This is a genomic window from Actinomadura montaniterrae (assembly GCF_008923365.1).
GTDB classification, from domain to species: Bacteria; Actinomycetota; Actinomycetes; order Streptosporangiales; family Streptosporangiaceae; genus Spirillospora; species Spirillospora montaniterrae.
Window position 1 is genome coordinate 17,646 of record NZ_WBMR01000036.1, and the last position, 18,689, is coordinate 36,334.

At 67.3% G+C, this 18,689-nt stretch carries 17 protein-coding genes, 1 tRNA gene and 1 pseudogene; 9 read left to right on the forward strand and 10 right to left on the reverse strand.

All coding sequences use genetic code 11. The annotated features are described in order from the left end of the window. Nucleotides 1–41: 41 nt before the first annotated feature. A complete protein-coding gene (locus F9B16_RS15410; protein WP_151540751.1) occupies nucleotides 42–758 on the forward strand; it encodes a DUF4386 family protein in 717 nt (238 codons plus the stop codon). A 90-nt stretch (nucleotides 759–848) separates the two neighbouring features. Here the strand turns inward: F9B16_RS15410 and F9B16_RS15415 are convergent, their stop codons facing one another. Next, the gene (locus F9B16_RS15415) at nucleotides 849–1,439 is read right to left on the reverse strand and encodes a TIGR03086 family metal-binding protein (RefSeq protein ID WP_151540752.1); all 591 of its coding nucleotides are present in this window, start codon (nucleotides 1,437–1,439) and stop codon (nucleotides 849–851) included. 314 nt (nucleotides 1,440–1,753) lie between these two features. Between F9B16_RS15415 and F9B16_RS15420 the strand changes: the two genes are divergently transcribed. After that, nucleotides 1,754–3,901 carry a (Fe-S)-binding protein gene (locus F9B16_RS15420; protein ID WP_151540753.1) on the forward strand — a complete coding sequence of 716 codons (2,148 nt, stop codon included), beginning with the start codon at nucleotides 1,754–1,756 and terminating at the stop codon, nucleotides 3,899–3,901. A 149-nt stretch (nucleotides 3,902–4,050) separates the two neighbouring features. Next, nucleotides 4,051–4,809 (forward strand): ZIP family metal transporter, encoded by a 759-nt coding sequence (locus tag F9B16_RS15425; RefSeq protein WP_151540754.1) that lies wholly within the window; start codon nucleotides 4,051–4,053, stop codon nucleotides 4,807–4,809. Between the two features lie 141 nt (nucleotides 4,810–4,950). Here the strand turns inward: F9B16_RS15425 and F9B16_RS15430 are convergent, their stop codons facing one another. The 4 genes and pseudogenes from F9B16_RS15430 to dcd form a co-directional block, all read right to left on the reverse strand. After that, nucleotides 4,951–5,832 carry a glycine betaine ABC transporter substrate-binding protein gene (locus F9B16_RS15430; protein ID WP_225991651.1) on the reverse strand — a complete coding sequence of 294 codons (882 nt, stop codon included), beginning with the start codon at nucleotides 5,830–5,832 and terminating at the stop codon, nucleotides 4,951–4,953. A gap of 154 nt (nucleotides 5,833–5,986) precedes the next feature. After that, nucleotides 5,987–6,733: pseudogene (locus F9B16_RS15435) on the reverse strand (ABC transporter permease); the annotation flags it as partial. Between the two features lie 76 nt (nucleotides 6,734–6,809). Further along, nucleotides 6,810–8,078, reverse strand: coding sequence for a quaternary amine ABC transporter ATP-binding protein (locus F9B16_RS15440; protein ID WP_151540755.1), 1,269 nt, complete (start codon nucleotides 8,076–8,078; stop codon nucleotides 6,810–6,812). Nucleotides 8,079–8,263: 185 nt separating this feature from the next. Further along, a complete protein-coding gene (gene dcd, locus F9B16_RS15445; protein WP_151540756.1) occupies nucleotides 8,264–8,839 on the reverse strand; it encodes a dCTP deaminase in 576 nt (191 codons plus the stop codon). Nucleotides 8,840–8,930: 91 nt separating this feature from the next. Between dcd and F9B16_RS15450 the strand changes: the two genes are divergently transcribed. After that, a tRNA-Gly gene (locus F9B16_RS15450) sits at nucleotides 8,931–9,001 on the forward strand. Nucleotides 9,002–9,477: 476 nt separating this feature from the next. On the opposite strand, the gene F9B16_RS15455 is transcribed toward F9B16_RS15450, so the two are convergent. Together F9B16_RS15455 and F9B16_RS15460 are read right to left on the reverse strand one after the other, a co-directional pair. Next, a complete protein-coding gene (locus tag F9B16_RS15455) occupies nucleotides 9,478–10,782 on the reverse strand; it encodes a hypothetical protein (protein WP_151540757.1) in 1,305 nt (434 codons plus the stop codon). Nucleotides 10,783–12,106: 1,324 nt separating this feature from the next. Beyond that, the gene (locus F9B16_RS15460; protein WP_151540758.1) at nucleotides 12,107–12,574 is read right to left on the reverse strand and encodes a BP74-related protein; all 468 of its coding nucleotides are present in this window, start codon (nucleotides 12,572–12,574) and stop codon (nucleotides 12,107–12,109) included. Nucleotides 12,575–13,144: 570 nt separating this feature from the next. Between F9B16_RS15460 and F9B16_RS15465 the strand changes: the two genes are divergently transcribed. The 3 genes from F9B16_RS15465 to F9B16_RS15475 all read left to right on the forward strand — a co-directional run bounded on the left by F9B16_RS15465 (nucleotide 13,145) and on the right by F9B16_RS15475 (nucleotide 14,384). Next, entirely contained in the window at nucleotides 13,145–13,522 is a 378-nt protein-coding gene (locus tag F9B16_RS15465; RefSeq protein WP_151540759.1) for an MmcQ/YjbR family DNA-binding protein, read from the forward strand. Between the two features lie 7 nt (nucleotides 13,523–13,529). Further along, nucleotides 13,530–13,898 (forward strand): MmcQ/YjbR family DNA-binding protein, encoded by a 369-nt coding sequence (locus F9B16_RS15470; RefSeq protein WP_151540760.1) that lies wholly within the window; start codon nucleotides 13,530–13,532, stop codon nucleotides 13,896–13,898. Nucleotides 13,899–13,967: 69 nt separating this feature from the next. Continuing rightward, complete coding sequence (locus tag F9B16_RS15475) at nucleotides 13,968–14,384, forward strand: PPOX class F420-dependent oxidoreductase (RefSeq protein ID WP_225991652.1); 417 nt, start codon at nucleotides 13,968–13,970, stop codon at nucleotides 14,382–14,384. Between the two features lie 343 nt (nucleotides 14,385–14,727). Here F9B16_RS15475 and F9B16_RS15485 read toward each other — a convergent pair whose 3' ends face one another. Continuing rightward, the gene (locus F9B16_RS15485) at nucleotides 14,728–15,084 is read right to left on the reverse strand and encodes a hypothetical protein (RefSeq protein ID WP_151540763.1); all 357 of its coding nucleotides are present in this window, start codon (nucleotides 15,082–15,084) and stop codon (nucleotides 14,728–14,730) included. Between the two features lie 569 nt (nucleotides 15,085–15,653). Beyond that, nucleotides 15,654–16,073, reverse strand: coding sequence for a VOC family protein (locus F9B16_RS15490; protein ID WP_151540764.1), 420 nt, complete (start codon nucleotides 16,071–16,073; stop codon nucleotides 15,654–15,656). Nucleotides 16,074–16,525: 452 nt separating this feature from the next. Between F9B16_RS15490 and F9B16_RS15495 the strand changes: the two genes are divergently transcribed. After that, a complete protein-coding gene (locus F9B16_RS15495) occupies nucleotides 16,526–16,867 on the forward strand; it encodes a hypothetical protein (RefSeq protein ID WP_151540765.1) in 342 nt (113 codons plus the stop codon). Nucleotides 16,868–17,032: 165 nt separating this feature from the next. Here the strand turns inward: F9B16_RS15495 and F9B16_RS15500 are convergent, their stop codons facing one another. Further along, a complete protein-coding gene (locus tag F9B16_RS15500; RefSeq protein WP_151540766.1) occupies nucleotides 17,033–17,878 on the reverse strand; it encodes a pentapeptide repeat-containing protein in 846 nt (281 codons plus the stop codon). 151 nt (nucleotides 17,879–18,029) lie between these two features. Here F9B16_RS15500 and F9B16_RS15505 point away from each other — a divergent pair, with 151 nt between their 5' ends. Further along, nucleotides 18,030–18,662, forward strand: coding sequence for a DNA topoisomerase IV subunit B family protein (locus F9B16_RS15505; protein ID WP_151540767.1), 633 nt, complete (start codon nucleotides 18,030–18,032; stop codon nucleotides 18,660–18,662). Nucleotides 18,663–18,689: the final 27 nt, after the last annotated feature.

The following is an 18,689-nucleotide window of genomic DNA, read 5'->3' on the forward strand; positions in this document are numbered from 1 at the left end:
GGGGGCGGCGGGCCGACCGCCGGGAGAGCGAGGAGCCGATCATGTCCACCACCGTCACCGAGGCGGGCGGCCGCACGTCCGCCGCCCGCCGCGACCACCGCCGCTATTGGCGGCTGCTGCTGGCCGCCGCCGCGCCCGTCGCCGGGCTGACGCTCGCCGTCACCAGCGCCCTCACCCCCTACGGGCTCGGCGATGACGACGACTCCGCCGCCGTCGCCGCGATCGCCGCGCACCGCGGCGCCGTCGAGGCGAACATGTGGCTCGGCGTGCTGTTCGTGACGACGCTGGTCCCGGGCGCCATCGCGGTGCTCTGGGTCTGCCGCCGCCGCAATCCCACCCTCACCGCGGTCGCCGGGACCGTGGTGCTGCTCGGCTTCCTGTCCAGCGCGGGCAACACCAACACCGACCTGCTGGTGCTCGCCGGGCTGGACAAGGGCGTCGCCCCGGGGACGCTCGCCACGCTCAGCGGCGCGATGAACGGGATGGCGGTCGTCTCGGTCGCGCTGCTGCCGATGCTGATCGCGATCACGCTCGGCCGGATCCTGCTCGGCGTGCTGCTGTGGCGGGCCCGCGTCGCGCCGCGCTGGATGGCCGCCGCGCTCGTCGCCGCCCCGTTCGTCGAGTTCGTCAACGTGACGGGCGGGAACGCGCAGCCGGCGATCGGCTGGGCGCTCACCGGCGTCGGGTTCGCGTCCGCGACGGTCGCGCTGCTGCGGATGCGCGACGACGAGTTCGACCTGCCGCCGCTGCCCGCGTGAGAGGCACGCCACCGCCGCGCCCGTCCCGCCGGGACGGGCGCGGCCGACGTCACCGGGCCGTCCAGGACGGGGCGTGGCGCGGATCAGGGGTCACGGCGTCCAGGACGGGTCGCGGCCGGTGAGGGCGATCAGCCGGTCGAGGGGGGGCGCGCCGTCCGGGACGGCGACGGGCGGCCCGAACAGCCCCGGCGTGCCCTTGCCGCCGTTCTGCTCGACGGCCTGCCCGACGAACACGAGGCACTCCTGCACCTCCTCGTCGCCGCAGACGTACGGCTGCCCGCTGGCGGTCGCGATGTCCCAGCCGTGCACGACCAGCTCGTTCAGCGCGACGCGTCCCATGACCTCGCCGGGCATCCGCACGCCGCCGGCCTCCGTCATCCCCTCCCACGCGGACGGGTCGCGCCAGGCGGCGGCGAGCGCGCCGAGCCGCTCGGGGACGCGGGCGCGCCAGTCCGGCGCCAGGTTCGCACCGTCCGGGGCCGGCGGCTTCGATCCGCCCTCCGGGACGTCCTTGGCCGCGGCTTGCGCGAACGCCAGCGACAGCCCGTCGACGTGGTCGATCAGCGTCGCGAGCGGGGTGTCCGCGCAGGGCGTCGGCGCGCCGAGCCGGTCGTCGCGGACGGCGCCGAGCAGCTCCGCCAGCCGGCGGGCGGCGGGCGCGAGGTCGGGGTTGCGAGTCATCGCCGGTCTCTCCTTCGTCGGTCCGGCCCGCCGCGCCGGCGTACCGCTGGGCGGGAACGCGCTGGACGGGCCTCGTCCTCTGGTTTTGACTCGGGAACCGGCCGATACTCATCGGTGCGCCGGGTCCGTAAGGTATGGGGACGACGGAATGGCAGTTCGCGGCCCACCGGCTCGCGGACCGGTCGAGAGGCGTGCTGACCTGCGCGTGTGACCACGTAAGCTACTACCGAGTAGTATTCGGGCCCCGGATGAGATGCGGTCTGTCGCGAGCCCTACGCTGACTGCCATCGCCCGTACCCCAGGAGGACGGAACAGTGTTCTGGATCACGTTGGTCATTGGGCTCGCCGGAACGGCGGTCGCTTTGGCGCTCGCCGGCCGGCGGGTGCTGTTCCTGTACAACACGGCCATGGCCGGGCAGCCCGACCCCGAGCGGGTGCTGCAGGTCAAGCGTGACAAGAAGGCCGACATCGAGGGCCAGGTCACCGAGGTCCTGGGGCAGCGCAAGCTGCTGAAGTGGACGCTGGCCGGCTCCGCGCACGCCGCGGTCATGTGGGCGTTCTTCCTCCTGGCCACCGTCTACCTGGAAGCGGCCGTCGCGCTGCTGGCGGGCCTGGACGCCAAGATCCCGTGGCTGCAGACCTGGGGCCCGATCGGGTTCGTCCAGGACACCATCGCGCTGGCCTGCACCGCGGGCCTGATCGTCTTCACCTCGATCCGGATCAAGAACTCGCCCAAGCGGCTGGAGCGCAAGTCCCGGTTCAAGGGCTCGCACCTGTCCGGCGCCTGGATCACGCTGTTCATGATCTTCAACGTGATCTGGACGATGTTCTTCTACCGGGGCGTGGAGTGGGCCAACGGCAACCTCGACTACGGCAAGGGCGCCTACTTCTCCTACCTGGTCGGGCACCTGTTCGACGGCCTGTCGCACGACACCCTGGACGTCCTGGAGTCCATCGGCCTGCTGCTGCACATCGGCGTCGCGCTGGTGTTCCTGGTGTTCGTGGTGCACTCCAAGCACCTGCACATCTTCCTCGCCCCCCTCAACGTGATGTTCAAGCGCCGCCCCGACGGGCTCGGCGCCGCGCAGCCGATGATGTCCGGTGGCAAGCCCCTCGATTTCGAGGAGGCCGACCCCGACGAGGACGTCTTCGGCCGCGGCAAGATCGAGGACTTCACCTGGAAGGGCTTCCTGGACATGGCGACCTGCACCGAGTGCGGTCGCTGCCAGTCCCAGTGCCCCGCCTGGAACACCGGCAAGCCGCTGTCGCCGAAGATGGTGATCCTGGAGCTGCGCGACCACGCGCTGGCCAAGGCCCCCTACTTCACCGCCTCCGAAGAGGCCCAGGCCAAGTTCACCGACGAGCAGAAGCTCGCCATGCAGGTCGACAAGGACCTGGTCGGCGAGGACGGCGTCATCCACCCCGACGTCCTGTGGTCCTGCACCAACTGCGGCGCCTGCGTCGAGCAGTGCCCCGTCGACATCGAGCACATCGACCACATCCTGGACATGCGCCGCTTCCAGGTCATGATCGAGTCCTCGTTCCCCTCCGAGGCCGGCGTCATGCTGAAGAACCTGGAGAACAAGGGCAACCCCTGGGGCATGTCCGAGATGAAGCGCCTGGAGTGGATCGAGGAGCTGGACTTCGAGGTCGAGGTCGTCGACGACAAGGTCTCCGAGGACACCGAGTACCTGTTCTGGGTCGGCTGCGCCGGTGCGCTGGAGGACCGGGCCAAGAAGACCACCAAGGCCGTCGCCGAACTCCTGCACATCGCGGGCGTGAAGTTCGCGGTGCTCGGCCCGATGGAGGCCTGCACCGGTGACCCGGCCCGCCGCCTGGGCATGGAGTTCGTGTTCCAGATGCTCGGCCAGCAGAACGTCGAGACCCTCAACGACGCCGGCGTGAAGAAGATCGTGGCGACCTGCCCGCACTGCTTCAACACCCTGGCCAACGAGTACCCGCAGATCGGCGGGAACTACGAGGTCGTCCACCACACCCAGCTGCTGGCGCACCTGGTCGAGGAGGGCAAGCTCACCCCGGTCACCCCGATCGAGGAGAAGATCACCTACCACGACCCGTGCTTCCTGGGCCGCCACAACAAGGTCTACAAGCAGCCCCGCGACATCATGGCCACCGTCCCGGGCGTCAAGACCCAGGAGATGCACCGCCACAAGGACCGCGGGTTCTGCTGCGGCGCCGGCGGCGCCCGGATGTGGATGGAAGAGCGCATCGGCAAGCGCATCAACACCGAACGCGTGGACGAGGCGCTGACCACCGACCCCGACACCGTCTCCACCGCATGCCCGTTCTGCCTGGTCATGCTCGGCGACGCCATCAACGAGAAGAAGAACTCCGGCGACGCCAAGGAGTCCCTGGAGGTCGTCGACGTCTCCCAGCTCCTCATCCGCTCCATCAAGGGTGAAGGCACCGCCCAGGAGAAGGAGCCCGTCGCCGCCGAATAGCCCATGGCCGCCGAATAGCCCGGTCGTGACCGAGGCCCCGGACCCCGCTCGGCGCGGGGGCCGGGGCCTCCGCCATGGTCAAGGGTTCCGTAGCCGATCATGGACGCGGCGGGAGGAGTGATCCCCGGGACGGCTGGTAAGACCAGGGGATGGCCGTGCTCGTGTCCGCCCTGGCATTCCTGATGACGCTCGCCGGCGGGCTCGCGGCGATGCGGGTGCGCGACAAGCGGCACCTCGTCCTCGGCCTCGCCGGCGGCCTGATGCTCGGTGTCGTCGCGTTCGACCTGATCCCCGAGTCGCTGGAGCTGTCCCGGGACCGGCCGCTCGGCGTCCCCGCCCCGATGATCGGCTTCGCCGCCGGGTTCCTGCTGCTGCACGTCGTCGAGCAGGCCGTCGCGATCCACCGCGCCCACGAGGGCGAGTACGCCCCGCACGTCCACGCGCACGGCCACGGCCACCCCGACGGCGGCGCGGGCGGCGCCGGGCTGCTCGCCGCGTTCGCGCTCGTCGGGCACAGCCTCGTGGACGGCCTCAGCATCGGCCTAGGGTTCCAGTCCGGCACGCAGACCGGCGCGTTCGTCGCGCTCGCCGTCATCACCCACGACTTCGCGGACGGCTTCAACACCTTCACCGCGGCCTCGCTCGGCGGCCGGGACCGGCGTCCCGCGCTGGCGCTGCTGGTCGCCGACGCCGCCGCGCCCGTCGCCGGGGCCGCGCTCACCCTGCTCGGGACGGTCCCGGAGGGCGTCCTCGGCCCCTACCTCGGGCTGTTCGCCGGCGTCCTGCTGTACCTGTCCGCTGCCGAGATCCTGCCGGAGGCGCACAGCGGCCACCCGCGCGTGATGACGCTGTGCGCCACCGGCCTCGGCCTCGCCGTGGTCGTCTTCAGCGTCGGCCTCGCGGGCTGACAGGGGAGGAAGCGGCTCGGAACGTCCTGAAACGGTCCAGGACGGGCCGGAAAAGGCAGAGGGCCGTCCGGTGGTCCCGGACGGCCCCCTGACGCCTTCAGGAACGCTGGAACGTTCCCTCGGGGACGGGACGACGCAACGTCAGCCCGTCATGGACTGCTCGAAGCCCGGGTTCGCCTTCAGCCACGCGTCCACCGCCTGGTCCGGCTTGCCCTTGTACTGGTTCGCGATGAGGTCCTCCAGCGAGCCCAGCTGCTTGTCGTCCATCTTGAACTTCTTCAGCCAGGACGCGACCTGCGGCTCGTCCTTGCCGAAGTCCTTGCGCGCGACGGTGTTCACGCCGTCCGGCTTGCCCATCGCGCCCTTCGGGTCCTGCAGGTCCCGGATCGGGAACTTCGAGTACGCCCAGTGCGGGCGCCACAGCGTCACGACGATGTCCTTGTGCGCGGTGATCGCCTTCTGCAGCTCGGCCAGCATCGCCGCCGTCGACGACGTCGTGACCGTGTACTCCTTGTCCAGGCCGTAGGCGGGCAGCATCTTCGTCTGCGACACCCGGTACAGCCCGGAGCTCTTCTCGATCCCGATGATCTTGCCGCCGTACTGCGAGCCCCTGCCCTTCAGGTCGGCCAGCGAGTGCAGCGGCGAGTAGTTCGGGACCGCGATCGTCAGCGGCGCCGACGGGTACCAGATGCCGACCTTCTCCAGCTTGTCGCCGTACTGCTTCCAGTAGTCCTCGTGCGTGCCGGGCAGCCACGAGTCCAGGAACAGGTCGACGTCGCCCTGCGCCATGCCCGCGTACAGCGGGCCGGTGTCGAGCTCCTTGACCGTGACCTTGTAGCCCTTGTCGGTCAGGATCTTCTTCCAGAGGGCGGTGGCGGCCTCGCCCTCCGCCCAGCCGGACACGACGCCGAGCGTCAGGTCCTTGCTGTTCTTCTTGTTGTCCGAACCGTTGCAGGCACTCGCCGTCGCGCCGAGCGCCAGCGCCATCGCCGCCGCGGCCAGAACCTTGAACTTGGGACGCAATGCCCTTCCTTTCGTCGCCTTGCAGGGGGGTGGAAAGTCCGTGCGCCGGTCAGCGCAGGGCGGTCGCCGTGGACGTGACCGGCTCCGGGGCGTCCGCGGCGTCGCCGGCCCGGCCCCGCGCGAACAGCGAGCGCAGCATGCTCGGGCCCTGCCCCAGCGCGCCGGTGAGCCGGTCCAGGTAGATCGCCAGGACGACGACGCCGAGGCCGCCCTCGAAGCCCTTGGCGATGTCCAGCCGCTGGATGCCCTCCAGCACCACGCCGCCGAGGCCGTCGGAGCCGACCATGCCCGCGATCACCACCATCGACAGCGACAGCATGATCAGCTGGTTGACGCCCGCCATGATCGACGGCATCGCCAGGGGGATCTGGATCCGGGTCAGCACCCGCATCGGCGGTGTGCCGAACGCCTCGCCCGCCTCGACCATCTCCGGGTCCACGCCGCGGATGCCGAGCTCGGTCAGCCGCACGCCCGGCGGCAGCGAGAACACCACCGTCGCCACCACACCCGGCACGACGCCGATGTGGAAGAAGAACACCGACGGGATCAGGTACACGAACGCCGGCATCGTCTGCATGAAGTCCAGCACCGGGCGGACGATCCGGCTCACGATGGCGCTGCGCCCCGCCGCGATGCCGATCGGGATCGAGATCACCACCCCGATCACCCCGGCCACCAGCACCTGCGCCAGCGTGTCCATCGCCGGATCCCACAGCTCCATGCTGTCGACCAGCCCGAAGCCGAGCAGCGTGAACACGCTCAGCTTCCAGCCGCTCAGCAGCAGCGCGATGACCGCCAGCACCACCGCCAGCCCGATCGGCGGCAGCAGGTTCAGCAGGTCGGTCAGGTTGTCGACCGCCCACGTGATCGCCGACCCGATCCCGTCGAACAGCCAGCCGAGGTTCGTGGTGCACCAGTCGACCAGGTCGGAGAACCAGTCGCCGACGTGCACCCGGGGCAGCTCGCTCGCGAGCACGTCAGTCGTCAACGGAACCCTCCTTCGTCAGCGCGAGCGCCGGCTCCGCCTCGTCCTCGCCGCCCGACTCGACGACCTCCTCCACGTGCGTGCTGATCGCGCCGAGCGCCGCCAGCAGCGTCACCCGCGGGATCACCCCGAGCAGCGTCCCGGCCTCGTCCGCCACCGGCACCGGCAGGTCGCTCTCCGCGCACCGCTGGAACAGGTCGGCGACCGGCGTGTCCGGCGGCACCGGCTCCAGGTCCTCCGGGTCGATCAGCCCGTCCAGCTTCTGCACGTTCTCCTGGACGGCGTCCGCGACCGCCGCGGCCTTCACCTTGCCGATCAGTTTCCGGTCCCGGCCGACGACGAACGCGGCGTCGGTCTGGTGCTCGCGCATCGTCCGCAGCGCCGTCCGCGGCCCCGTCGACGACAGCACCGTCACCAGCGGCTTCTCCATCACCGACGACGCCGTCAGCACCCGCGTCCGGTCGACGTCCGCGACGAACTGGGCGACGTAGTCGTTCGCCGGGTCCGTCAGGATCTCCTCGGCCGTGCCGATCTGCACGATCCGGCCCTCCCGCATCACCGCGATCCGGTCGCCGATGCGCATGGCCTCGTTCAGGTCGTGCGTGATGAACACGATCGTCTTGCCGAACCGTCCCTGCAGATCCAGCAGCAGGTCCTGCACCTCGCGGCGGATCAGCGGGTCCAGCGCGCTGAACGCCTCGTCCATCAGGATGATGTCGGTGCCCGCCGCCAGCGCGCGCGCCAGCCCGACCCGCTGCTGCATGCCGCCGGACAGCTGACCGGGGAGCCTGTCCTCCCAGCCCGCCAGCCCGACGAGCCCCAGGAACTCCCGGGCCTTCCTCTCTCGTTCCTCCTTGGCGACGCCGCGGACCTCGAGCCCGTACGCCGCGTTCGCCAGGACGGACCGATGGGGGAAGAGCGCGAAGTGCTGGAAGACCATGCTGATCTTGTCCTGCCGGAGCGTTCGCAGCGCCTTCGGCGACAGCTTCGCGATATCCTGGCCATCGATCTCGACGGTCCCGGAGGTGGCCTCCAGAAGCCCGTTCAGCATCCGGATCAACGTGGACTTACCGGACCCCGACAGGCCCATCACCACGAAGATCTCGCCCTGCTCGACCTCGAACGTGGCGTCCACGACGGCGGGGGTGACGCCCAGTGAGCGGACGTCCTTCAGGTCCGCGCCCGCCTTGAGTTTTCGTTGCGCCTCGGCCGCCTTCCGGCCGAACAGCTTCGTGACGCTTTCCGCGCGGAGTATGGACACGATCTCCTTCCGTGTTCCCACACCCGGGGGCGGCGCGGAAACGGGTAGCCCTCATCCGTCCGGCACCCGTCGACCGCCTCAATCCAAAGAGGCTGTCAACCAGGTGCCATGGCTGTGCGTCGCTCGAAACTACCCGTCCCGAGAAGATGTTTCATCTTTGCGTGATCTGAGTCACGTGCCCCGCGTCACACCGTGGTGCGGTGGAAGTTCAGGTACGACCGCGACGGCGTCGGCCCCCGCTGGTCCTGGTACCGCGACCCGTACCGCTCCGACCCGTACGGGTACTCCGCCGGCGAACTCGTCCTGAACAGGCACATCTGCCCGATCTTCATCCCCGGCCACAGCTTGATCGGCAGCGTCGCCACGTTCGACAGCTCCAGCGTCACGTGCCCGCTGAACCCCGGGTCGATCCACCCCGCCGTCGAGTGCGTCAGCAGCCCCAGCCGCCCCAGGCTGGACTTCCCCTCGAGCCTGGCCGCGAGGTCGTCCGGCAGCCCGAACACCTCGTACGTCGACGCCAGCACGAACTCCCCGGGATGCAGCACGAACGCCTCCTCGGCGTCCACCTCCACCAGCCGCGTCAGATCCGGCTGCTCCACAGCCGGATCGATGTGCGGATACTTGTGGTTCTCGAACACCCGGAAGTACCGGTCCAGCCGGACGTCCACGCTGGACGGCTGGACCATGCCCGGCTCGTACGGGTCGATCTTCACCCGCCCGGACTCGAGCTCGGACCTGATGTCGCGATCGGAGAGCAGCACCCCGAAAAGCTATCCCACCCGCACCCCCGCCACGCCGCACCCGACTTTCCGGTACGATGTCCAAGCGCGGGCGGCCCTCCACCCCCGCCACGCGGGTGTAGTTCAATGGTAGAACTTCAGCTTCCCAAGCTGACAGCGCGGGTTCGATTCCCGTCACCCGCTCACCGCAAAGGCCCAGGCCAGGGACACACTCCCCGAACCCGGGCCTTGATCGTTTCCACCGTCGCCATCGACGGACGTGAGCGGGCCATCAGACAACCGGCACCAGGCGGTCCCTCCGCGAAGACGCGGCCTTCGGCCGGCCGGTGCTGAAACCGCAGCCCGCCCGTTGCCATACTCCATACGCACCCTCCCACGCCGCCTTCCGCTGCCGTCCAACGACGCGTCAGCGAACATGCTCGACGACGCTGGCCTTCGTCGCGCGACTCCCGGAACCATGCAAGTCCTGCTCGACGTAAGGACGCCAGCCCGGCACGGCGGGATGCCAGTGCGTCGGGGCTCGGATGAGAAGTTTCATTACGCCTTCAAGGGCGCCCGCTTCGCGGTCGCCGGGCGGCCGCCCGCCCCGGCGCGCCGGGCGTGCGGCCTGTTCCGTCCGGTCCCGCCGCGCCGGGCCGCTCGACCGCGAACCGGGATTGCTACAGACCAGCCTTGTTCTCAAGGTAAGCCATAAGTGCATTAACAGCGGTCTCTTCGGCGCGCTCAGTAAGTCGAATGAGGAAGCCTTTCAGACGCTGCTTGGCGCCGAGCCGATCAGTCTCTCTAGCGTCAGAATCCTCGATCTCGTGGACGGCGGATTCGAGCCCCCCTGCTTCGTCTCCACCGAACTTGCCGATCAGCCGGAGGAGCTCCCTCGCCTCTTCAGAGAGATCCGCCGTGCCATGAATATTGTTAATAGTCAGATCCTGAACGGACTGAATGATCTGCTGGTTGATAATTGTAGTTGTATGGCCGGTGGATGCAACTGGCGCCGAATCTAGTGGCGCCAGCAACCTGGCCCCTGGAACGCTTTCTTCGATTATAGAGTCCAGTTCGCTAACCAGCGAAGGTGACGTCGCATCCAGCAACTCAGACTCCATATTTTGCCTGATCTGCAGGATTCGGGCTTCGCGTTCGTGTTTAAGATCCAGTTGAAGGCGCCTAGCTTCACGTGCGTAACGTGTTACGAGTGCAAGTGCTGAGCGTCTGTCGAGGCCGGAGGCACTGAGTGTGTTCGCGGCAGCTTCGGGCGCCTCTACACACTCATCCAAGAACATAGAGAAATCTTCGAAATTTCGCGATAGTTCAGCGTTCGTTGTGTGCTCATCGCCATAAAATTCAAAAACTTGCCCAGCTGCCGTTCGATAACCGTCTCGCCTGACACGGAATCGCCCGGTTTGAGTCAACCAATCTTGAAACAGTGTCAACAGCTTGTCCGCCTCGGCTGCGTACAATCGACCAGATGGGACGTAGATTCGGAAGAGCAGATTCCTATGGTTGTCCTCAATGAAAGTGGCGGCCAGTACGGCCAGCTCGGCGTTCGTTTCATAGGGAACTACATTTATTCGATTCACTTCGAGTAGTGCCCGCACTTCGTCTCTAATCTCCTTGCTTGGAGGGAAAAAGAAGTTTGAGGCAAAGAGGTAAGTGTCGTCCTCTCTCTGGCGACCAAGATAAAGGTCGTTCTCTCTCTGGCGATCAAAAGGATCACTTTCTATCCCTAGAAGAACGTTTTGGTGCACAAAGACGATGTTTGGAACCTGTCCAATGGCCGAAAAAATCCGCTCAGCATGCTCCTTGTATGCAGAGTCGCATATCATATTGAAGACTGGACTGGTCAGCTTTACTGCCACTCCCGCAAGCGTCGCATCGTTGACGATCTCCTCGATGGTTGCCCAATTGTCGGGGCTAGATTCAAGCATCTTCATTCGATATGGAATGCCACTCGCCTTCAAGCCGCTCATTGCCGAATTCCAATTCCCTGAACTAATGAACAGAAAGAACCTTTGCGGGTCACTCATCATTGCCTCCCGCGCGTGAGCCCATGCGCGATCACATGCTGAGGATCGTCTCCGTCATTCGATGCATAGAGATCTTGCCGGTTCCGCGCTGCTGTTCTACGGATGTGTCTGCGTCGCTCTGCCTCAAGAAGGATCATACGAACTGGCAGGCGATTGTCGAGGCCAAACGAGAGAAGCGCAGGCAGACGAAGGGATGGTCATGGTCGTACGGACCGGAAAGCGACGGTTGCGCCCTACGATCGCCACAGCGTGGCTGAGGTGGGTTGCGGGGTTGGGGGCGATCGCTGCCGCGCGGCTTCCGGTGCTCGGGCCGTGGCCGGTCCTGCGCTCCGGGTCCGCTTGCCCTCGGATGACCGGGTGCTGTCCCGGTTCCGAGCAGGCTGAGGACCCACAGCTCAGCACCTACGGCGGCGTGCAATTAGCGTGCAATTAGCCGCGGTGATCAGGGGTTAATCACGGTCACTCACGGTACGGGCGGAGGCCAGGTCAGGCGCTGTGACGGCCCGGATCGGTTTGATTCCCAAGCTGACAGTGCGGGTTCGATTCCCGTCACCCGCTCACCGCAAAGGCCCAGGCCAGGGACACACTCCCCGAACCCGGGCCTTGATCGTTTCCACCGTCGTCATCGACGGACGTGAGCGGGCCATCAGACAACCGGCACCAGGCGGTCCCTCCGTGAAGACGCGGCCCTTCGGCCGGCCGGTGCTGAAACCGCAGCCCGCCCGTTGCCATACTCCATACGCACCCTCCCACGCCGCCTTCCGCTGCCGTCCAACGACGCGTCAGCGAACATGCTCGACGACGCTGGCCTTCGTCGCGCGACTCCCGGAACCATGCAAGTCCTGCTCAACGTAAGGACGCCAGCCCGGCACGGCGGGATGCCAGTGCGTCGGGGCCCGGATGACAAGTTTCATTACGTCTTCAAGGGCGCCCGCTTCGCGGTCGCCGGCTGCTGCCGGACCCGGCGCGCCGGGCGTGCGGCCTGTTCCGTCCGGCCCGGCGCGCCGCGTCGCCCGTCCGCCCACCGAAGCGAGTCCACAAGACGTAGAAGAGGTCATCCAGCCGAGCGCGCTTGGACGGGAGCCCGACATGGCAACGGGAAGCTTCGCACCTCAGTGTCCGGGACAGCGCTTCCGGTTGCGCAGGTGCGGACGGAGGTCCCGGCGTCGAAAAGCCCGGCTCCGGGGCCGTGTTGGCGGCCCCGGGGCCGGGCTGGTCGCGGCGTCTGGCGGCGTTGGTGCCGGTACTACCAGGCCGGAGTGGTCGCCTATGGGGCGGGGATCTCCCGGATCAGGCGGGAGGTCCAGTCGCACCAGACCAGGCCGGGCAGGAAGGGGCCGCCGGCTTCGTCGAGGTTGTCCTCGACGTAGGGGATGGTCGCGTCGCAGACCTCGAAGGCCTGGTCGAAGAACTGGGTGGTGTCGGGGTTGGCGTGGTAGCTCCACCGCGGGTTGTAGTCGGCCTGCCGCTTGGTGATCCGCGTGATTACGTGGGGCCGGTCGTTGGTCTCGCCGTTGACCAGAGCCCGGGCGTGCTGGATGTCCTCGCTCTTGGTCAGCTTGATGACGAACCGCTCCCGGGTGACGTCGGTCATCTCGAAGTAGGCGGGGGTGTCGGCGGCGGCGCGGGCCGGCTGGTGGGCGGGGAGGGTGCCGGCCTGGGCGGGCTGGGCGGTGGCGAAGGCCAGCGCGCCGAGGGCGGCCAGGCCGGCCGTGTTGGTGAAGACACGTCGCATGGGGGTTCTCCTTGTTCCGTGCATCCGTACATGTCACGACGATGACCGAAAGTATCCGATCATGTGCGCAGAGTAATAATATAGAGGTCGCGAGTGCGTGTCGTGGCCGAAAAGCCTCGAAACGGACCCGACTTTGAGAAGGCGGGTGGGCGTTGCCGGGCGGGAGCGGTCCGGAAACGACGGGAGGCGGCCGGGGGAGACCGACGGCGACGGTCAAGCGAGATCGAACCAGGGGGCTGCGCCGCCCCCTGGACCCCCAGCGGGCCGTTGCACTCGTTCGCGCGAGACGGTCTGTCACGGGTTGCGCGCCGTTCGCGCGAACGAGCATCCCGGAGCGTTGCGCGTCCGTACGGGAGGGGCGCCCGGTCCGAGCGCCAGCGGATCCTTTGCGAACACATGATCCGTCCCTGCGCGGATGCGCCAACATGCGGGTACGGGGCTGAAGCGGGGATGAGATGCCTGGTGAAGCGTTCGGTGATGGAGTTGGGGTGACGGTGGGCGGTGGGCGGTGGGCGGCGGGCGCGCGAAGGTTGCGCACCTGTACTCGTCACCGAAGAGGAGGTTGGCGCGTTGAACGCAAAGGCTCTGCAGGACACGGCGCAGAAGCGGGCTGAAGAGTTGCCGGCGACCACGCTGTATTCCTTTGAGCCTGGTTGGGAAGCCGTCAGGGTCGTGGACAAGTGGTTCATGTTGTTGACCGAGGCGCCCGGTCGGCCAGTGGTGATCGTGAAGTCGCGTCCGGACGAGGCCCGAGCCTTGTGCGAGGCGTATGCGGATATCACCCCGGGCTATCACATGAACAAGCGGCATTGGATCACGCTCGCGCCGGGCGATTCGATCGACAAAAAGCTGGTGCGGGAGTTGGTCACCGAGTCCTACCGGCTGGTGGTCGGCAACCTGGCCAAGTCGCGCCGGCCGGTCGACCCCGCGCGGTTCGGCACCGAGTGAGCCGGCCATGACCATCACCGGCGACCGCCTTCAGCGTTTGGCCCGCAGCACGGCCGACGAGCTTCCGGGCGTCAGTCACGGACGGCCGTTCACCGACAAGCTGGACGTCTACAAGGTGGCGGGGAAGGTCTTCCTCATCGTCACCGACGACCCGGACGAGCAGATCATCACCGTGAAGGCCGAGCCCGAGTATGCGCGGTCGCTGCGGCAACGGCACGAATCGATCACCGTGGGCCGGTACCTGAACAAGAGGCACTGGATCTCCCTGGCCGCAGGCCGGGAGATCACCGCCACGCTGGTCAAGGACCTCGTCGCGGACTCCTACGAGCTGGTCGCGGCGTCGGTGCCCGCCCGCCACCGCCACAGGACCGGGTGAGCGGCCACTGAGCGCTCCGGCGGTATCCGCCTCGGGGAGCACCGACAAAAGGGGATTCCGATGCACACCATGTCGACACAGGAGTGGCACGAGTTCGTCACGCGCGGGGCCCGCACGGGGAAGTTCTCCACGGTCGGACCCGACGGCACGCCGCACATCACTCCCGTCTGGTACGTCTTCGACGGCGAAACGTTCGCGTTCACCACCAACGGCCAAGCGGCCAAGGCGCGCAACCTGCGGCGTGATCCGCGCGCGGCGCTGTGCGTGGACGACGACGCCCCGCCCTTCGCCTACGTCGAGGCCCGCGGCGAGGTGACCATGAGCGAAGACCTGGACGAGCTGGTCGATGTCGCCACCCGGGCCGGCGCCCGGTACGCGGGCCCGGACCAGGCCGAGGAACTCGGCAAGCGCAACGGGGTGCCCGGCGAGGTCGTCGTCCGGCTGCGCCCCACGAAGGTCATCGCCTACGCCGGGATCACCGACTAGACCACCGGCCTTCCTGCGGCGGTGCGCGCCGCCAGACCCGTTCCGCGCCGCCAATGCGCATAGCCTTCCTGTCGAGCAGCCGGATCGGAACCATCACCGAGCGGGACGCGTGCGGACCGTTCAAGCGGATGCTGAACAGCAGCAGCGCAGCTGGTAGAGGCGGCGCAGGCCAGCGAGCGAGCAGCGGGCGATTAGCCACGGTGACCCGGATGAGAAGTTTCATTACGTCTTCAAGGGCGCCCGATCCGCAGCCGCTGGCGCCCGCCGGACCCGGCGCGCCGGGGCGGGTGGCCTGTTCCGTCCGGTCCCGGCGCGTCGCGTTGCGTCGCCCGTCCGCCCTAGATCACTCGCAGGCGTGCTGATCAGCTCCCAGTGACACCCAGCCGCTCCGTCCCACGTCGTACGGGCGGATGACTGCTTTCACCTTTCGGTTTGCCCCCGTTACGGCTTGGAAGGCCCTGGCGACCCGAGTCGCCAGCTCTTGCAGCGCTTCTTTGGTCCGTGCCTCGTGCTCCCACAGATCGACGTTGATCCTGGTCGTCACGGCGTCGAAGGAGCCCGGTGCCAGGACAGGGACAAGGTCGATTTCGTGATCGTTTATCTGGAGTTCCGGCATGCTCGTCAGAGCACGTCTGACAGCGTCCGCGATGTCGGGCAGCGGATCGGCTTCTTTCAAGTTCAAGATCGTTACCTGTGGCATGGGCAATCTCCAGTGCGTGATTCGGAAGAGCTGCCAAGGGCGCCCGCCCCGGCGCGCCGCGCGTGCGGCCCGTTCCGTCCGGTCCCGTCCCGCGCCGCCCTGCGCGGCCGCCCAACCCCGCAGCGGAGACCCCCGAGGACTGCAACAAAGCATCAGGTGAGTGCCTCACCGCCGCAAGTGACTCGCAACGTAGACCAAGGCAGTGCGGCACCGTCCGTGCAACGGGGTCGTTAACGTGGTGCCCGGCGCAGCTAACCCGAGCAAGCATCCATGATGAAATACTGGCCGTACTCCACGAATACCTGGGGCTGAAAGCGCCTGGCCATCGGATGGGCTCCGTTCCATGATCAGGAGAGGCGGCAACGTCTTCCGACGATGCCCGTCGCCTCTGACATACCGAAGGCACCGAAGGGCAGTTGAGCGTGTGTGAGTGGGAACCCCGTGGTTCCCCATACCCCTCCCGGAGCCGGGGCACTCGTTCGCGCGAGACGGTCTGTCACGGGTACGCCGTTCGCGCGAACGGGCACCCCGGAGCGTCATGCGTCTGTGCGGGCGAATACCGGGCAGGGCTACTGACTACCACGAGGCTGGGCGGGCGCGTGCTCGCTGATGGCTGCCGCGGACCTAGTGGCGATACAGAACGGATGCCCAGCGGGGTCGAGTAGCACTCGGAATTTTCGGCCGCCGGGTTGGAAGTCGGCCAACACGGCGCCGATACCCAGCAGGTGCTTCTCAGCTTGGTCGAGGTCATCGACTGCGAAGTCCAGGTGTACTCGGCGCGCGGCACTCGACGCGGGCCATCGGACCGGCGCAGGGTTAGCGACGTGCTGGAAATCTAGGCTGAAACCAGCATCGATCACGAGTGCCACATAGTCCTTGTTAGAGGAGAAGAACAACTTGCCGCCTACGAATGCTTGATAGAATCGCGCGAGCTCCACCGGCTCTGGACAGTCGAGTGTGACGGCGAACAGGCTTGGCGCTGGAAGCATGGGGACTCCTCGGCGGGTGAGTGTTGGCGACTGCTCCATCAAACGACACGTGCCTGATCTAACGCCAACCCTTCGAACACCTAGATGGGGCGCGGCGGGGGCGGGAAGTCAGACGGCCCGCAAACGAGGAGTATCACCGTGCACCGTGGGCACGGGGGCCACATTGCCAAGCTCCGGAGGAAGAGGCAGATGGCTACGCCGCAGGAGCCGGGGACAAGGCGATCAGAGGGAACAGCCGCCCGATCGGCGCAGGTCAGAGGATCGGCGGCGGGGCATTAGCGGGGCCATTAGGCAGGGTGATCAAGGGGCATTCCCGTCACCCGCTCACCGCGAAGGCGCAGGCCAGGGACACGACCCCCGAACCTGGGCCTTGATCTTTTAGCATGCGGCCTGTTCAGTCCGGTCCCCGCCGTGCCGCGTCGCACGTTCGCCCATGTGCGACCATGGCGAACATGGCCGGAACCGTACGAGTCACGTTCTTGCGGCCGCGGGGCGGTTATCGGGATCGGATACGCGCCTACCGTCTGATCATTGACGACACCTTCTGCGGCAAGATCAAACGTGGCGGCCAGGTCAACGTTGACGTTGCGCCAGCTGAGCACGTTGCGCGGGCCGTTATCGACTGGACGGGCAGCCCTCCGGTGGCCTTTACCGCAGTTCCTGGCGAAGTCGTCCGAATACAGGTCGCGCCGGCAGGCAATTCTCTTCAAGTGTGGCAAGCCTGGACGACCACGCGATACCTCGAACTCACCCTCCTGCCATCCGTGGCCGACGAGCGCGAAGCAGGATGTTGACGCTGCTTCCACCCCTCCAGCGAGCCAGCGTGCTGTTCGCCGCGTGCCCTGGGTAAGCGTGCACGCCTGGGGAGGCGAATGACCAGACGATCAGAGTCACTCGCGGTTCGAGCAGTGCGGCGATGAGGGAGTTACGGCGGGGAGGTTGTGGGCGGTTACGTGGATCTACGAGTCGGCTTGCGTCTGTGGTTGCCCGGTCCGGGCCGGCTCGGCAGTTCGAGCGGGGTCGAGGCCGATGACCCCGGTCAGGTCGGCTCCGGTGAGATCGGCGCCGGTCAGTGTGGCGCCCGTCAGGTCGGCGTCGTTCAAGTTGGCGTTGGCGAGGGTCGCGTACGACAGATCGCATTTGGTGAGCGTGGCGCCTTCGAGGTTGGCATCGGCGAAACAGAACCTGCTGAGGTCCTTTTCGTGCAGATAGGCGCCCCGGAAGTCGACCTTCTCCAGTTCGATGCTGCTTCCGGGAAGGACCATCGACCGGCGGGTCAGGGCCGCCATGGCCCCACCGACGTCGTCGCGCAGACCCCCGGTGTAGCCCGCTCGTTCAGCATCGATCTCTTCCAGCGGCCGTGATGGCGGCCACGGAGCCTGCTGCCGGACGAAGCTGGCCAGCAGCGCCCCGATATGGCCCCGGTAGTGCGGGGCGGCATCGGCGATCTGCTCCATGGCGTAAACGCCGCCTTGGCGGACGAGTACATCGTCGCTCGACAGTTGTTCCAGAGCCTTGGTGAACAGGTCGATGAACTGGCCTTCTCTGCTGACTCTGATCTGCCGCAAAGTCGCCGCGGCGCCCACCTCGATTCCGCCCAGGGCGACCATGGCGGCCAGCCCCTGGAGCACGGTCGCCCGCACATCACTCATCGCCTTCAACCGATCGGTGGCCGACAGCGCGGATAGTCCGCGCGCACCCAGGTCATGCCGGACGATCCAGCCAGGAGCGAACGCCACGCACCACCCGAGCGCAACACCGACCAGGATGGTGATCACCACGGTCCACGCAACGATCCGCTTCATGCCGTGACAGTACGAGCAGCAGCGCCGTCATGGCCATGGGGACGACGAGTATCGGCTCCTAAAGCAGAATCCGGGCGATAGGAGGGCGGGGACGGCCGGGGCTACGCAGATCGGCAGAAACGCTCGGCCGTTGGGTCGGTAGCGTTGGGGCGTGGCGGGGCATGAGTACAGCGCTGCGGACATCACCGTGGTGGAGTTCGACGAGGCGGTACGCAAACGTCCAGGCATGTACTTCGGTTTGGGGCTACGGGATCCGAGGCTGCCGGCTTCGCTGCTGTGTGCGGTGGGTGGTCACGTTCTTCATCCGCCGGCCAGAACGGCCGAGGCGCACTCGCTGCAGGGCGTGATCGAGATAGCCGGTGACCGCGATTTCACGGCGGTGTTGGATCTGCCGCCTTCCCGAGACGAACCGGACTTGCCGTCCACCAACTACTTCGATTACTTGAACGGTGCTGGCTGGTGGCTCATGGCCGCGGTGATGGCCCTCTGTGGAAGAGTGGTGGTGGAGGAGTGGCAGGACGGTCACGCATTCCGTCAGGAATTCGCCGGCATCCGGCCGCGCTCCGTTCCGGAGCCGATCGACGCGCTCCCAGGGAGCGGAATACGTGTCGCCTTCGCCCTCGACCCGGAGTACGTCGGGCACGGCATGGCCTTCCCCGCCGACCTCGAACACCTTGACCTGCACGGCTCGGACTGCGTCGAACCGGAGGGCCCTGGCCGGGTCATCGTCCGGGATTTGCGTGTCACGAACTCAGCGCAGAAGCAGGAGGTCGTCTACAGATAAGGCGGTCATTCCCGTAAGGAATCAGAA